This window comes from Cellulomonas hominis (assembly GCF_014201095.1).
In the GTDB taxonomy this organism is placed as follows: domain Bacteria; phylum Actinomycetota; class Actinomycetes; order Actinomycetales; family Cellulomonadaceae; genus Cellulomonas; species Cellulomonas hominis.
Genome location: NZ_JACHDN010000001.1, coordinates 3656114 through 3670895 on the forward strand (window position 1 = coordinate 3656114; position 14782 = coordinate 3670895).

At 73.4% G+C, this 14782-nt stretch carries 16 protein-coding genes; 5 read left to right on the forward strand and 11 right to left on the reverse strand.

What is annotated here, in order from left to right:
- Positions 1-22: 22 nt before the first annotated feature.
- Together HNR08_RS17040 and HNR08_RS17045 are read right to left on the reverse strand one after the other, a co-directional pair.
- A complete protein-coding gene (locus tag HNR08_RS17040; protein WP_183835159.1) occupies positions 23-667 on the reverse strand; it encodes a nuclease-related domain-containing protein in 645 nt (214 codons plus the stop codon).
- A complete protein-coding gene (locus HNR08_RS17045; protein WP_183835161.1) occupies positions 664-804 on the reverse strand; it encodes a hypothetical protein in 141 nt (46 codons plus the stop codon). Before HNR08_RS17045 ends, HNR08_RS17040 begins: the two co-directional genes overlap by 4 nt.
- Before the next feature lie 111 nt (positions 805-915).
- On the opposite strand from HNR08_RS17045, the gene HNR08_RS17050 reads away from it, so the two are divergent.
- The 5 genes from HNR08_RS17050 to HNR08_RS17070 are packed head-to-tail and all read left to right on the forward strand — an operon-like array spanning position 916 to position 3265.
- Positions 916-1899: a hypothetical protein gene (locus HNR08_RS17050; protein WP_146837881.1), complete on the forward strand. Its 984-nt coding sequence runs from the start codon at positions 916-918 to the stop codon at positions 1897-1899.
- Complete coding sequence (locus HNR08_RS17055) at positions 1896-2405, forward strand: hypothetical protein (protein ID WP_146837879.1); 510 nt, start codon at positions 1896-1898, stop codon at positions 2403-2405. Before HNR08_RS17050 ends, HNR08_RS17055 begins: the two co-directional genes overlap by 4 nt.
- Positions 2402-2590, forward strand: coding sequence for a hypothetical protein (locus HNR08_RS17060; protein WP_146837877.1), 189 nt, complete (start codon positions 2402-2404; stop codon positions 2588-2590). The genes HNR08_RS17055 and HNR08_RS17060 overlap by 4 nt, the downstream gene beginning before the upstream one ends.
- Positions 2583-2879 (forward strand): hypothetical protein, encoded by a 297-nt coding sequence (locus HNR08_RS17065; protein WP_146837875.1) that lies wholly within the window; start codon positions 2583-2585, stop codon positions 2877-2879. Before HNR08_RS17060 ends, HNR08_RS17065 begins: the two co-directional genes overlap by 8 nt.
- Complete coding sequence (locus HNR08_RS17070) at positions 2876-3265, forward strand: DUF7694 domain-containing protein (RefSeq protein WP_146837873.1); 390 nt, start codon at positions 2876-2878, stop codon at positions 3263-3265. The genes HNR08_RS17065 and HNR08_RS17070 overlap by 4 nt, the downstream gene beginning before the upstream one ends.
- A 104-nt stretch (positions 3266-3369) precedes the next feature.
- Here the strand turns inward: HNR08_RS17070 and HNR08_RS17075 are convergent, their stop codons facing one another.
- The 9 genes from HNR08_RS17075 to HNR08_RS17115 all read right to left on the reverse strand — a co-directional run bounded on the left by HNR08_RS17075 (position 3370) and on the right by HNR08_RS17115 (position 14757).
- Complete coding sequence (locus HNR08_RS17075; RefSeq protein WP_146837871.1) at positions 3370-4812, reverse strand: hypothetical protein; 1443 nt, start codon at positions 4810-4812, stop codon at positions 3370-3372.
- Between the two features lie 50 nt (positions 4813-4862).
- Complete coding sequence (locus HNR08_RS17080) at positions 4863-7289, reverse strand: type IV secretory system conjugative DNA transfer family protein (RefSeq protein ID WP_146837869.1); 2427 nt, start codon at positions 7287-7289, stop codon at positions 4863-4865.
- A gap of 1347 nt (positions 7290-8636) precedes the next feature.
- A complete protein-coding gene (locus HNR08_RS17085) occupies positions 8637-8858 on the reverse strand; it encodes a hypothetical protein (RefSeq protein WP_146837867.1) in 222 nt (73 codons plus the stop codon).
- Between the two features lie 64 nt (positions 8859-8922).
- Positions 8923-9942: a hypothetical protein gene (locus HNR08_RS17090; RefSeq protein ID WP_146837865.1), complete on the reverse strand. Its 1020-nt coding sequence runs from the start codon at positions 9940-9942 to the stop codon at positions 8923-8925.
- A 41-nt stretch (positions 9943-9983) separates the two neighbouring features.
- Positions 9984-11678, reverse strand: coding sequence for a restriction endonuclease (locus HNR08_RS17095; protein ID WP_146837863.1), 1695 nt, complete (start codon positions 11676-11678; stop codon positions 9984-9986).
- A gap of 96 nt (positions 11679-11774) precedes the next feature.
- Positions 11775-12593: a hypothetical protein gene (locus HNR08_RS17100; RefSeq protein ID WP_183835163.1), complete on the reverse strand. Its 819-nt coding sequence runs from the start codon at positions 12591-12593 to the stop codon at positions 11775-11777.
- A 94-nt stretch (positions 12594-12687) separates the two neighbouring features.
- Positions 12688-13347 carry a response regulator gene (locus HNR08_RS17105; RefSeq protein ID WP_183835165.1) on the reverse strand — a complete coding sequence of 220 codons (660 nt, stop codon included), beginning with the start codon at positions 13345-13347 and terminating at the stop codon, positions 12688-12690.
- Positions 13348-13729: 382 nt separating this feature from the next.
- On the reverse strand, positions 13730-14296 hold the full coding sequence (locus HNR08_RS17110) for a hypothetical protein (protein WP_146837859.1): 567 nt from the start codon (positions 14294-14296) through the stop codon (positions 13730-13732).
- On the reverse strand, positions 14293-14757 hold the full coding sequence (locus HNR08_RS17115; RefSeq protein ID WP_146837857.1) for a hypothetical protein: 465 nt from the start codon (positions 14755-14757) through the stop codon (positions 14293-14295). The genes HNR08_RS17110 and HNR08_RS17115 overlap by 4 nt, the downstream gene beginning before the upstream one ends.
- Positions 14758-14782: the final 25 nt, after the last annotated feature.

The window sequence follows — 14782 nt, forward strand, 5'->3', positions numbered from 1 at the left end:
CCTTCCGGTCGGGGACGGGACGTCACCAGGAGGGGACGGGGCGAGTCGGGTGTGCCGACCGCGCACCAGCCGCGCCGGCGACGAGCGGGGCGAGCGCGAACACCACGTTCGGGTCGGCGGTCCGGGATCCGAGGCGGCGGGCGGACGAGGCCAGGAGCGGCCCGGGGATGACCCGTCGCCGCGCGAGGTCGCCGCCGAAGGCGAGCATCCGCACCGACCCCTCGCGCGACGACGGCCACACCACGGTGAGCGGTGCGGCGACCTGCGCCGCGAGGTGCCGCTCGTCCAGGAACCTCACGAGGCGGTCGACGGCCATCGCCATCGTGCCCTTGTCGGCGTACGGGAACCGCTCGGCGCCGCGGAACGTCCCGATGCCGGGCAGGCGCCAGTACGTGCCCGGCTTCCACACCTTGGAGTCCACGAGCGTGATCCGACGGCCGGAGACGACGACATGGTCGATGTTCGCCCGCGAGCCGGGGATCGTCAGGTCGTGTAGCACGGTCGGCCCGCCGGGCTTCGCGGCGATCTGGTTGAGGACCTCACCGGTGCGCAGCTCACCGCGCCGACCGATCCGCGCGACGTCGCGGTTCGCGGCCCAGCCGTTGCAGCCCGCGCCGAGGCCGGTGCCGGCTCGCCCGATGACCTGACCGGGCTGGCGCAGCGTCACACGAACCTCGTCAGGACGAAGAAGCCGACGACGAGCAGCGCGATCACGGGGATGACCACCCGCCCGTTGGTGTGCAGCCACTGGCCCACGCGGTCGTCGGCACCGGCGAAGTCGAAGCGGTCCTTGTTGCGTCCCATGGCTGGTAGATGTGCGGCAGCTCCACAGGTGGGGCGCGACGTGCCGCACATACGTCACGCAGACGCGGGCGAACCACGCCGCGCTGACGACGAGACACCAAGGAGAGCGGCATGGACGCCACCGAGACGACCGGCTCCGACCGGACGTGGCGCGAGCGGGTGCTCGCGTGGGCGGACGACGCCCCGGGCGGAACGGCGGGGCTGGACCAGTGCCGCCAGATCGTCGGCACCCCGCCCGACGGTGCGGGCGAGGCGGAGCCGCTCGGCCCTGAACTCGCGGCGGCGTCGCAGGCCGTGGACCTCTGGGAGGAGGCCGCGGAGGGCGACTCCGACGATGTGGAGCACGCTGCGGCCCTCACGATGGCCGAGGCGCTGCGCGCGCTGGTCTGCAAGGTCTACGCGCTGCCCGCCCGTGCTGCCGAAGCCGCGGAGCCGGCCCCGACGAGCGACGCGGTGGGGCGGGCCGCCATGGAGGACGCTCACCGCGCTGCCGACAACGGGTGGCGGGATGAGGGCGTGGTGATCGGCCTTCGCGCTGAGCGCGGGGTGGGGTTCTACGCGGGCTTCCGCGCCGCCCTCGCCGTTGCCGGTGCCGGGGAGGTGGCAGCAGCCCTTGCGGCGGAGGTGCGGACGCACGACCGAGAGGGCGCGTGCGTGTGCTCGACGTGCCGGATCGCCCGCGAGCACGGCATCGACACCGACCCCCGCATCTCCGCTGGTGCCGGAGAGGCGGAGCCGTGCCCCGCCCGGGGTGACGCCGCCACGCCGGACCCGGATGGCCTGGCGTGGTCGCTGCGGCGCCTGGCCGACCTGGCGGTGGAGGTCGCGGCCGACGACTCGCCGCTGCTCGCCGCGGTGCAGGACGCGCGTGAGCGGCTGTCGGGCCGGGGTACCAGCATGCCGACGGTCAGCGCCGAGCAGCGCGACATCCTCGCGCGCCGCTTTCTCGCCCAGGCTGTCGGGGAGGAGAACGTGGCGTTCTACGAGCACCACGGCGAGGGCGGCGCCGAGTGGGGGGCGTCCCCGCGTTGGGCCCAGGCTCAGGCGACCGCCGACGCCGCGCTGGCCGCGCTCGGGATCGAGGTGGCCCCGTGACCGCCCCGACCGTGGAGCAGATCGAGGAGGCGCTGACGACGCACGCGTTCAAGCCGGACGTGGCGTCGTTCGGCTCTGGGTGCGAGGGCTGCGACTGGCGCGCGCAGACGATCTACGGCCGTGGCGAGCACCGACGCCACCTGGCCGAGCAGGTCGCCGCCCTCGGGGTGCGTGCTGGCGACCCCCGTGACGTCGCGCACATCGAGTGCGATTGCGTCCCGGACATCGGGCCGTCGCACTGCCACCTGTGCAGCGTGCGGGCGGGCCGGGAGATGCCGTGGGCGGAGGCTCACCCCAGCGAGGTTGAGTGGGGAGTGCGATGGCCCTGGGGGCAGGGCCCCGTCGAGAAGTATCACAGCCGCCAGGAGGCCGAACGGGAGATCCGTCGGAACGGCCCCCAGGGCCCGGCTCGGGTGCCCGGCGTGCTGGTGTCGCGGATCGCTCCACGCCCTGTCGCACCTAGCCCGTGGGTCGAGGTCACGGACGAGGGAGGTGAGGGGGCGTGAGCGCCAGGAAGCCTGTGCGCCTGGACCTGACCGTGCGAGAGGCCGAGGTGGTCCGGGATGCACTCGTCCGGTACGACATCTGGGTAGCCGCCGGGTTCGACGCCACCCGAGCCGACCAGCGGGACAGTGAGCGCGCCCAGCGGGTTCTGTCGCGTCTCGCCGCCGAGGGGGTGCCCGGTGCCTGACGCCCAGCCGAAGCCGACCGCCGCGCTCGCCACCGTCCAGGTCCGCGAGATGTTCGCTAGCGAGGCCGAACGATGCGGTTTCGACGGACTAGCCGGGTTCGACCGCTGGCTGGCCGAGCACGACGCGCAGGTCGCGGCGAGAGCGCTGAGAGCGCTGATCGCCGATCGGTCCGACATCGAGACGGCGGTCGCCATGATCGACGGGCAGGATGCCGTGAGTGTGGTGGACCTGATCGTGGAGACGGTCACCTCCGAGGCCGACCGGATCGCCGCCGGGGAGGAGCCGTGACCGGCCTGGACCCGCTCGCCGTCCGGCGCCGGCTCGGTCGGGACGACTGGTCCCCGCCGGAGCCGTTCGGGCCGGACGGGTTCCGGTACCGCGCGAAGGACGGGAACGGGACGGTGATCGTGTCGTGCTCGCCGCTGCCCCTCGAGGCCGGCCCGACCGACCGGGACGACTGGCTGCACGCGTCGATCTCCCGGCGTGACGCGATCCCGTCGTACGAGGACCTCGTCCTGCTGCACGGCGCAGTGTGGGGTGAGGGCGGGCACGCCGTGCAGGTCTTCGTCCCGACGGCGGAGCACCTGAACATCCACCCGCGGACCCTGCACCTGTGGGGTCGCGCGGACGGGCAGCGGCTACTGCCGAACTTCGGAGTCCTAGGGAGCATCTGATGGCGCGCACGATCCGGAAGCGCCAGGTGTCAGCCGAACGTCACGACTCCGATGACGGTGGCTGCTGACGCGCGGGCCCCACCCCAGCGCGCGCCCAACTCCGGTCACCACAGCGCGACCACATGCCGGTCCGGCTCTGCGGGGTCCACCACCGGCGCCGGCGCACGAGGCACACGGACCGCCGGTGGCTGCGCCCATCTCACCGTCGAACGGACCGCTGGCTGCCCGAACCCCAGCGCCCCGACCTGCGGGCGCGGGGCAGCTGCACGACCTGGACGCGACAGCGGCGGGCACGGGAGCTCATCCCACCCAACCGGTCCGGTCAGCGCCTCCCACACCCGCGGCGCCCGCCCGGTCCGAAGCCAGTGCGGTGTGCCGAGCAGCAACGAGGCGTTGTCGATCACCGCGGTCAGGGCGGCAGGGTTCGTCGCCGCCAGTGGCCGGTCGATCACGTCGAGCATCGACGCCCGCTGCCAGCGATCGGCCGCCGGGCCGGTCGGCCGGTCGACCTCGAGCCGGGTGAACTCCGCCGTCGCGTAGCCCGGTGCCGGGAACCACTGCGACCACGACACGACGCCGATCCGTTCGGCGACGCGGTCGGACCCCACCCCGGGGAACTCCCGAACGACCTGCCCGACCGCCTTGTGCACCTGCGCGCGCAGCGACAGGCCGGACCCGAACCGGTGCGAACCGTCATGCGGAGCGGCCTCCACGAACACGACCGTCAGGCCGGACGTCGCAAGGGGGCGCTCCGCCAGCAGCCGCGCCCACCGGCGCACCTTCTCCTCGAAGTCGCGGCCGACCGACGCCGTCAGCTCGACCGCGATCCGCAGGCCGTCGGCCCGAACGATCGTCAGGTCCGAGCCGCGGTCCTCGGTCACGCTCGGCAGCCCGAGGCCGGCCCCGGCGAGCAGGTCGACCGTCGACAGCTTCTCGCCGAGAACCGTGCCCACCTCGCAGAACTGCGCCACCCGCAACCCCAGCTCGACCGACAGCAGGTTGTGCCGGTCGTACTGTCGGCGGAAGTCCCACGGCAGTCCGCCGGTGATCGCAACCCGCTGCTCGTACGACAGCAACGGCGCCACCTCCTTCGCGAACGCGTCCGTGCGCGACGGGCGGTACAGCGGCGCGCGGCGAGCCGCCGCCCCCGGAAGCAGCTCGGAGGTGAAGGCGCCCAGGTCCAACACCCCCAGCGCGAACAGCGCCGTCATCGTCCGGGTGTCGCGGACGGCCAGCCTGCCGAAGCCCGTGATCGCGGCCAGCTGCTCAGCCGAGCAGGTCCGCCACTGGTCCACCGCGCCCAGAGCCGCCATCCGCGGGCCGAGCGAACGTGTCGAAGCGAGCGCGTCGCGCGCCTCGGCCTCGGACATGTCCAGCGCCCGCGGCATCCGGGCCAACCCCGAAGCCACCTGCATGCGTGCGAGGTTGCGCGACATCCACACCGCCGTCGAGCCCTGCGTCCACATGCCGCCGTAGTACGGGTCCGTCCGGTCGCCGGCACCGAACCCCGGCGTGCACCCGCGGTCCTCCAGCTCGAAGAACGGCACCGGCGTGCCTTCCCACCTGGCAGGCGAGGCGCCGCCGCCGGTCGCGCCCTTCACCACGCGCTGACCGCCGGCGCCGAGGCCCCGCCGTAGCCCTGCGACGCGGCGAACCCGGCACGGTCCGCCTCGAAGTTCGCCACCGTGACCGTGCATGCCGGTACGCGCGCCTGGTGCACGTCCGTGCGAAGCACCGCCGAGAACACGGGGAGTCCGACGATGTCGGCCCCGGACCAGGTCGACCCGTCCGACGCCGCATCCCTCGCGGCGTCCTCCGCGATGAAGCCGTCCTGGCGGAAGGTGAACATCGTGGCGAAGGTGGTGACCGCGGCGCGGACCTCCGGGTGCAGCTGGTCCATGTACTGGGTGGCGAACGCCGACCGGGCGCCGTAGGAGCGGCCCTGGTTGCGCAGCCAGACGATGACCTCCGGGGAGGTCCCCGCCAGCAGCGACAGCTCGTCGGCGAAGATCGAGGTGTACCGGCCCTGCTCCTGCCACCCCGTGCACAGCCGCAGGACCGCGTGACGCAGCGCGTACGTCAGCATCCCGGACACCTGGGCGGACGCGGTGTCCTCCACGATGACGCCCGAGCGGGAGACGCCGGTGTTGATGACCACGACCTGGTGGCCGGTCAGGATCTCGTCCCAGGTGCGCTTGGGGCGCGCCGGCGTCCAGAACTGCTCGCTCATCCGCAGCTGGTAGAACTTGTTCTCGCTCGAGCCGACGACGCTGCGCCGCTGTGCCGGGGTCGGACCGGAGAACAGGCCCGCGAGCTGGTCGCGCGCGGCCGACAGGTCACGGTCCGGTGCACCGGCCGACTCCAGTCGCGTCGCCTCCTCGTTGATGACACCCCAGATCGCCTCGGCCACCTTGTCACCCTGACCGCCGACGAGCAGGTGCGCGTAGTAGAACGGGGAGCCGCCGGGCCGCACACCCGCCCTGGTAGCCAGCTCGTCGGTCATCACCATGGCGCCGGAGAACACCCGGACCATCGCGGGGAACGCCTGGTTGCCGACGGCATCGTCACCGAACACGTACCGCATCGCGTTCGCCGCGAACGCGGCCCGGTCCTCCAAGGTGCCGGGCACCGCGAAGATGTCGATGCCCGGGGTCTGCGGGTCCGCCACGTCGACCAGGAGCGGGGCATGCCCCAGCGCGGCTCCCCACTTCTCGTACGCGACCGCGCCCTCGCCCTTGGACTCGAACGCGATCAGGCCGTGCCGCGCGCCGGGGAACCCGGGCATCGCGCACGGCCGCACCCGCTCCAGCAGCGACCACGCGAACAGCGAACGGATCAACTGCGACTTGCCCGACCCGGCCCGTCCGGTCGCGACGACCCCGTAGTGCAGGTCGTCAGCCGACAGGTGCACCGGGTTGCCGTCGGCGCCGGTGCCGATCAGCGGGCCGATGCGGCGGGTGAGCGCCGGGGGAGTCGCGCGGGTCGCGGTGCGTGCGGACCCGGAGATCGCGCCGGCGTGAGGTGCGACCAGACCGGCAACCACCTGCGGCCCGACCTTGAACACCGACCGGTCCAGGGGGTACCCGGCAGCAACGTGCCGGGAGTTGCCGTCGTCGTCCCGCCGGTCGGCCGCCTTGCGCCACAGCAGGGGAGAGCTCGCAGGCCCGGGCAGCGCACCCGCACGAGCCGCGGCGTGCACCCGGCGAGCGCGGGTGGGCAGCACGTCGGCCGCGATCAGCGCCCCCACCCCGGCGAGCACCGAACCGAGCAGCCCGCCAACGGCCGGCCACCCGAGCCCCGTCACGTCAGCCACCTGCGCGAGCGGCAACCCGAAGGAGACCCCCGCGCCAGCTGCGAGCCCGCCGCCGGTCCACCCCAGCGCACCGCGGGCGGTGTGCTCGACCTGGGCGCGGGTGTCCTGGTCGAACCCCGGCATCGTCGAGCGAACCTGCCGCGCGAGCTGCGCGGCCTCCCGCTGGGAGCCGGCCCCGACCCGGATGGTGACCATGACCGCGTCGGACGCCATCGAGTGGTGCGTCGGGTTCTTCGCTCCCATGCGGTCCTCGAGCCACCCCCGATGCCGCCTCGTCTCTCGCTTGCTCGGCGCGCGCAGCGTGACCGCGACCCACTGGCCCGGGTCCATCGAACGGGCCAGCGTGCGAGCGGCCTCCGTCAGGTCGACCCCGTTCAGGGTGTCCCGGCCGGTCGCCGACCCGCGCGCCACCCGCAGCGTCGCGATCGCACGAGCAACGCCCAAGTCCGGAGGGGACTGCATGAGCTGGGCGTTCGCAGCCACCGCGGCCGCCAAGTGCTCGGCGGCCGTCTGCACCGCCGGGGTCGCCGCCCCGGCGAACTGGACGTACGAGGCCACCTCCTGCTCGTCGCGGACGACGAGCAACCGGGCGCCACCCAGACCACCGGACGCCGACGCGAACGCCGACGCCCGGGACGTGAACGTCGTGGGGTTCGCCTCGATCCCGCCTGCAGGGGTGAGCCGGAACGTGGACGTCGCCTGCTGCTTCATGCTCCCTCAACATGCGCCGAAACGCTGCGGACCCATGCCCAGGCCTGCCACCGGAACAGCCCGACCAAAGTCCGGCCACCCCAGGTCAAGAACGAGCAAATCCCCCAAGGGGACCGCGCCCCGCCCGCCCGCAGCGCTCCCCTCGTTCCTCGGGTCGCCCCTGGCCGGGCGTCGGTCCGTGTTCGCTTCGCTGTGGTCCTCGTCCGTGGGATGGGTCGCGCCTTGGGGGCGCTCTCCACCCGGTCAGGGTGCGCCGCCCGCGGGGCGTCGCCGCTTCGCGTCCGCCACGGCTGCGCCGTGTCGTCGCTGCGCGTGTGGTGGCCGGGTTGGGTGGTCGGGGTCGCAGTTGGGGGCGGCTGCGCCGGCCGGGACGGGTTCGCTGCGCTCACCGTCGCCGGCGGCTGGCTGCCCCCGTCTGCTCATGTGGGTGGTGCTCGCCGTCCGGTCCGTCCGCTGCGCGGCCGGCCCTGACGTCTCGGCCCCGTCGCTGCGCGCCGGCCCTGCGGTACTGGTGGCTGGCGGTGAGCGGCGCGGACGCCGTCCCGGTTGACCGTGACGGGAACCTGCCCGGTCCCGCGCCGGTGACCCCGCCCGGGTGTGGTCCTGTGCTGCTGCGCCCGGTAGATGTGCGGGGCACCGTGACGCCTGACCGGCCAGGTCACCGTGGCGTCACCGTGACGGGTTCGCGCGGGCGGGCACCGGAACCGCGCAGCGGCACCCGTCACCCGCGGAACCCACCGCCCGTGTCACCGGTCCGCGCCGAGACGACCACCGGCACGCACCGAGTCGTGCACGCGCGAGCGCAGCGAGCTGCGTCGCACACGGAGGTGACCACACCTGACGAACCCGGCCACCCACGAACACCGGCCCGCCGCCCGACACACCGACAGCACCCCCGGCCGCGGAGCCGGGCACAGCGCAGCGGCGACCCGGCAGCCGGCCACGCGAAGCGGGCCCTGCGCGAGCGCAGCGAGACGCACACGCCCCGGCGCCGCCGCCGTCCCGCACCCGCACAGGACCGGTCACCCTCCGGCGGCCACCGTGGTCCGCGTCGCGGCATCCGGCCCGCCCCAGGTGGCACCCACCGGCAAGGCCGCGTCGTGCCCCGCGGGCGCGCCGCGACCCGACCCGCCGCCGTCCCGGCGCCGGTCCGGTCCCGGCGCGCCCGCGGGCGCGCACGACACCGCCCAGCACCGTCACGGCAACCGGCTCGCCAACCGTCACGCACACGCGCAGCCGCGCAGCGGCGAGCAGCGCAGGCCGCAGGCCGAGCAGCGACCGACCCGACCGAGCGCAGCGAGGGAGGGGAGGGAGCTCATGGGGCGGCGGCGGGGCCCCGGGTCGCGGCTATCGCCGCTGGCGGCTCGCCTCCGGCTCGCTGGGCTGGCTCTGCCGGCTTGCCGATGTTCGGCGTCGGGCGAGGTGGCGGAGAACGGCGCTGGCGGTGGTGATGATCGCGCGGGCGGCCAGCGCGGCTTCGCTCTGCGTGAGTGGGTGGCCGTGGCGGGCGGCGAGGCTGGCGAAGAGCAGAGCAAGGAGGTCGGCGATGAGAGCCCGTGTGGTGTTCATGGGCCGGAACCTGCACGGCCTCGGTGGCTAGTGTCGCGCCCTCAGTCGGCGCTCGAGCTCCTGGTCACCAGCGGAGAGGGACCTTGGATTTGCGGATGTCGGTCACCTTGAGGTCGGCGGTATCGAGCAGCATCCGCACCGTGTGGTTGATGTCGCCGAACTGGCTGGTTGGTCCGATGGTCACCCCGACGATCGGCAACGTGCGGTCGGGTCGACCGTTCTTCTTGTCGCGGACATCGTTCATCGCCGAGTCAGAGGTAGCCGTGCTCTGGCTCTGGGCCACGCGGAGATAGGGGACGGGCAGCTCGTCGTTGGCTCGGTAGGAGACGAGGTTCTCCGGCATCGCTGCGTACGCGACGGCGCGCACTTCGCGTTCTGCGCGGAAGCCCTTCGGCTTCATCAGCGCACTCGCGAGGTCTACCGCGCTGGCAAGTGCGAGCCCGTGCTCATCCACGATGTCTGCCCAGTGGATCTCGCGGTCGGGGTGGTTCGCCGTCGCGTCGATGTCGTCCCGGGCGATCTCGTCGCGGCGGCGAACCCAGGCGACCAGATCGTCGAGAAGGAGGCGCTTCTGCTGGGCGGTGTACGCAACGGGGTACCAGCGGCTGACCACGGAGCTGAATCCCAGCTTCGTCCACATCGGGTCCTGCGCGGCGTGGTGCCTGCCGGGCGGGGCGATGACTTGCAGCGGGTGGCTCGTGTCGAGGTGGACGGCGAAGCCGCCGCGGCCGCCGCAGTAGAGGCGCCACTGTGCCGCGTCGTCGCGTTCTTGCGACGCGCAGAGCACGAAGGTGGACGGACGCCGTCCCGGCCGCAGCCGGTACCGGTCGGAGAGGGCGTCGCTGAGCGACTGGATGGCCCCGTCGTCGTCGTGTGACGCCTTGAGCTGGGCGTCGACGTACGCGCGAACCCGCTTGCGTCCGCCCTTGACCTCGGACAGGTCGTTCAGTGTCGACGCCTCGCTCGCCCAGAGTTCGCGGTTGGTGAGGATGCCGACGAGTCCGGTGGGCGAGGTGTAGTGGTAGACGATGGTGCCGGCCGGAACGGCGGGCGGCTCCCACGTCCGGTCATCGGCGGTCCCCATGGACGGAGGCTAGCGCCCCGCGGGGCGCGCGTCGGGGCGGTTCATCGTGCTGTGGGGTCGGGACGGTGGAGCGTGACGGCGAACAGGCCTCCTGGAGGTGCGACCTTCACTGGGTCGGAGGGTCCGGCGGGCGCCTCGACGGCTTCGACGGTCTCGGCTTCGACCAAGGCCATGATCGGGATCTTGCGACCGGCGACGGTGCAGTGCATCTGCTGGGCGATCCGCACCGGCGCCGCACCGGTGGCCTCCCAGCTGGTCCGCTCGACCCAGATGTCCATGGGCACGTGCAGGGTCTCGCCGTTGAGCAGGCGTGCAGCCGCGATCACCTCGTTGGCTGCCTCGATCGGCTCGGTGCTGAGGTCGGGCACGACTACGCGCTCTGAGAGGTGCCGTTGAAGTGTGGCGAGGCTATCGAGGTAGTCCAGGACGAGCGGTCGGAACTGGCCGCCGTCGTCCAGCGGCTCCTCGCGCTTCGCCTCGTGAAGCACGCGCCCCGCGTCGGCAACACGCCACTGGTGCCGGCCGGCCTGCAGGTAGGCCGCGAACGCACGCGCCGCTCGTGCTGCGGCAGCGGGCGCCATCCCCGTGAGTGAGGGCGCCTCCAGCCCCATGCGGGCCGTGAACGTTCGTCCGTCCTCGGACGCGCGGATCGAGAACGTGAACATGGATGACCCACCGACGGCGCGTGCCCGGAGCTGGACGCCTCGGCCGTCGAGGCCGCGTGTCCGCTGAAAACGCCCGAGCGGGATGGTGGCGAGCTCGGTCCCGTCGGTGTCGAGGATGGCGAGCTCGGTGTCGGGCAGGTCGGCTTCCTCGGGCCAGGGGCTCAGCGTGACGGTGTACTCGCCGGCGGGTGCGTCAAGGCCGGGGGGACCGCCGACTGCTTCGACGGTGGCGGGCACTCCTACGAGGGCGGTGCCGTAGTCGTGGAAGGACTCGAACGAGGCGCGGTGCTCGTCGGGGACGTGGATGGTGGTGTTGATGGTGATCGGGGACAGCTCGGCGGACAAGGCGGTCTTGGCGTACATCGCAACCGTGCGAGCTTCACCTCCCGCGAGCCCGACGGTCTGCATCATGGCGAGCCCGGCGCGTCCGGCCGCGGCGTTCTCGGCCGCTCTGGCGGCCGCCATGTCTGGGTGGTGCTGCACCTCGTACCGGTAGAACGGGTCGACCCGGTCGAGGGCTCGCTGCACATGCAGCGAGTGGGCGGTCGCGACGCCGAGCAGGTCGGCGCCTTCGACCGTGCTGGGGTCGGGGAGGCGGGAACGCAGAGCTTCGAGGAGGAGCTCGTCGCGGGGCGAGCGCCCCGGCAGGAAATAGTCGAGCAGGTTCGGGTGGGCGCTCGCCCAGGTGTCGAGGCGGGCCTTGTCGTCCCAGCGCAGCTCGATCGGGTCGATGCGCTTCGCCAGGTCGTCCTCCAGCCAGGCGATGCGTTCCGGAGTCGGGTCCCACGGCATGACCAGGTGCCATGCGGCGACGTCGTGCTCGGCAGCGACGTGCTGGTGCATCGTCTGCAGGGACTTCTCGATCTCCTGGGCCTGCCGGGTGGTGAGGGGGCCGGTGTACCGCTTCACCTGGTAGATCACGAGGGTCCCGTCGTCCTGCCGGACGCGGATGTCCATGCCACGGTCGCCGCGCGACGGTGTGATCCTGTTCGCGCGCGGGTGGTCGAGGGCGATGAGGCTGGCCACGAGGCGTTCGATGACGTCGCCGTCGAGCTCGCTCCAGGGGATCACGCTGCCGCCTTCGCGTCGGGTCGGAGCCGCTTCGTGCGGTCCGCCGCCACGCTAGCCGCGAGGGGAGGCGGCCGTCCCTTGACGCGCGCTGGCGCCTCAGCTCATCGCGCGGATGAGGTCAGCGAGGGCTGCCGGCACCTGGGCGCGCGGGGTGTTCGTCGCGCCGGCGACCCGGCCGAGGGCGATGTCGCGCGCGATGCCCTCGACCTTGGTGCAGGCGGCTCGCAGCTCCAGGACACCGCGGTCGTTGAGGCTCGCGGTGACGTGCTGCTTGCCGCCGGCGGACGCGACGAACTCCTCGTGGTCGAGCACGAGCATGGCCTGCCCGGTGCGCGCGTACTGGAAGCGGGACCGAGCCAGGACCCGTGAGCCGGCGAGCGGGCTGGCCTGCACGTGCTGCTGGAGCAGCAGGTGGGTGTCGAGGCGCGCGGCGACCGTGTCGACGACGGGCGGGATGTCACGGTCGATCGGCTCGCGTCGGAGCCACTCGCTGGTCGCCCCCACGTACCGGGGGTTGGTTCCGGTCTCGCGCAGGAGAGCAAGCCCGCTGACGAGGAGTCCGGCCGCGTCGGGGCCGCCGCCCGACCATCCGGGCGCCTCCTGCGCGATCCGGACGTCGGCGACGTACTCCGCGCACCGGGCGTCGGTGATCGCGCGCATCTCGACGTCGACGGGCTCGGCGTGCCCTGCCGCCTGGGCTGCGGCGAGCGCGGCCTGCACGGCCAGCTCCCGGCGCTCGAGCAGGTCGGCGCGGCCGGTCTGCCCGGTTCGGCGCGCGAGCATCGCTGCGGCGACGAGGCGGGGCGCGCCGGGGTCGTCGCGGGCGAGCCGGGTGGCGGACTCGCTGCGCGGTGTGGCGGTGTACTGGCCGCCGGTCGTGACGCCGGCCGGGACCCGGGGCTGCAGGAGGCTCATGTGCTGTAGATGTGCGGGCTGGCGCCGGCCCGGCACGCCACCAGCACCTCGGGGTGCTCGGCGGCGAGGTGCTGGTGGCGTGGGTGTGATCGGCCTACCAGGTGGGGTGGCAGTGCGCGGCGTACCACGCCGCCAGTTGGGTGCGCCGGACCATGCCCAGCACGTCGAGCAGGCTCGTGACGTGGCGCTTGACGGTCCGGTCGACGACGCCCAGCTGGTCGGCGATCTGCTGGTTCGTCTCGCCGGCGCCGACGCCTTCGAGCACGAGCCGTTCGGCCGGGGTCAGGACGTCGAGGACCTGTTCGAACGCGTCGGGGGACGCGGTGATCGCCGCGAGGGTCCGTTGCGCGCGGTCGCGGCCCGCCGCGACGTCGCGGATGGTCTGCCGGATCGCGTCCTCGGAGGCGTTCTTGCGGAGGTACCCGACGGCGCCGACGTCGATCGCCCGCTCGACCGCGCCCCGGTGCCCGACTGCGGTGAACATGATGCAGCGGGTCCGCAGGCGGTGCTCGGCGAAGTGCGAGACGACCGCGAAGCCGTTGCCGTCGGGCAGGTTGAGGTCGACGAGTGCGACGTCGGGGTCGAGGTTGACGCCTGCGTCCATGGCCTCGGCGACCGTGCGGGCCTCCGCGGCGACGGTCATGTCCGGTGCGGCGTCGATCACCCCCACCACGCCGTGCCGGAGCACGGCGTGGTCGTCGACCACGAGCACCTTGAGGGTGCCGCTGTCGGGCTCGGTGCGGTGCGGGCGCACGGATCGGCTGTGCGCGCGGAAGCGGGCTTGATCCGGCCATCGGTGTTCTGGTGCCGATCCGCCGGCGCGGAGGTCACGCGGCGACTGCAGCAGCATGGGCGGCGGCCGCGAACGGCTCCACGGGCGGCGGGGGAACCGGCGCGGTGGCGCCGGTGTCAGTCTCGTCGGGGTGCGACATGTCGGGGGTCATGGGGCCGCTCCTTGGCCGGTTGCAGGACTTCCTGTCGTGTCAGGACGGGTAGCGGGAAGCGTCGCCGTGACCACGTAGCACCTGCGTGCAGGTGCAGCCCCCTACTGGTCCTGCGGCCTTCCCATCGGCGCGTCGGCGCGCGTTTCCAGTCGAGGGCGTCCACGCGCGAACCCCGGCCAGGGGCGATGGTCTTCACGCACCGGCGGCGATGGGCAGTTCGGCGAGTGCTCGGGACGTCGAGAGCAGGGCGCGCGCAGTGCCCAGGCGCCCGAGGCGCGTGCCCGCGGAGATGGCGTCGAGTACCTCCATCGCGCGGGCCAGCGGCAGTGGCCCGGCGTCGGTGACGAGCAGCGCGCCGCCTTGATGCAGCTGCAGGGTGACGGGGAGCGCGGCGGCGCTGTTCGGTCCGTGTTGGGGGAGCAGGATGTCGGCTCCGTCCGGCCCGAGCACCGGGACGCCGCCGGCCAGGGTGCTCGAGCGGGAGAGGGGCTGCCGCCCGAGCACGTGCCGCAGGGCGAGCGCGTCGCGCAGCAGCGTGGTCGCCTCCAGGGCCAGGGCGGCCGCGCTGTGGGTGGGGCGTCGCGCGGTCAGGTGCGCGATCTGCTCGTGGTGCGCGCCTGTGCGGCCCAGGTGGGCGAGCGCTTCGGAGAGCACTGCGGCAGCGTCCACGTCGCCGACCAGCCAGTCGTTGGTCTCGGCGAGCGCTCGGACGCGGCGGACGAACGCCGCCGGCGAGCGGTTGACGTTCGCGGTGGTCACCGGGGCCGGACGGGCGTGGTGACGAGCTCCGACGGCTCCACCCCGTAGGCGGCGACGAAGGACGCGTGCATCGCGGCGACGTCCTCGTCGGCGGTCGAGACGGGCCGCGGACGGTGCGCGTGCTGCCAGGGGTACATGCCGATCAGGGACCGGTGCGCCTTCGCGGCGGAGTACGCGGCGATGTCGTGCTGCGCGGCCCAGTTCAGCCAGGTCTCGGCGTCGGGCTGCCCGTTCGGCACGGCACCGCCGGTGGTCGTGGCGTCGGTCGCGTGCCAGAACGAGTCGGTCAGGTCGGCGGTCGCGCGGTGCACCATCGCGGTACCGCACTCGTCGCACTCGGAGGTTGCCAGGATGCGGGCCGGCGCCTGGTCGGGGTGCAGGTCGAACCACCGCGCCAGGCGAGCGGCGTAGGGCTCGGTGAGCAGCGCGGGTGTCGGGTGGGGCAGCGTCGAGGTGGTCACGGACTACCGATGTGCGGCACGTCCT

What these genes read in the sequence shown, in the direction of transcription:
- HNR08_RS17045 (WP_183835161.1), bottom strand. Translation starts at nt 804, where the DNA reads ATGGGACGCAACAAGGACCGCTTCGACTTCGCCGGTGCCGACGACCGC.
- HNR08_RS17050 (WP_146837881.1), top strand. Translation starts at nt 916, where the DNA reads ATGGACGCCACCGAGACGACCGGCTCCGACCGGACGTGGCGCGAGCGG.
- HNR08_RS17080 (WP_146837869.1), bottom strand. Translation starts at nt 7,289, where the DNA reads ATGAAGCAGCAGGCGACGTCCACGTTCCGGCTCACCCCTGCAGGCGGG.
- HNR08_RS17085 (WP_146837867.1), bottom strand. Translation starts at nt 8,858, where the DNA reads ATGAACACCACACGGGCTCTCATCGCCGACCTCCTTGCTCTGCTCTTC.
- HNR08_RS17090 (WP_146837865.1), bottom strand. Translation starts at nt 9,942, where the DNA reads ATGGGGACCGCCGATGACCGGACGTGGGAGCCGCCCGCCGTTCCGGCC.
- HNR08_RS17100 (WP_183835163.1), bottom strand. Translation starts at nt 12,593, where the DNA reads ATGAGCCTCCTGCAGCCCCGGGTCCCGGCCGGCGTCACGACCGGCGGC.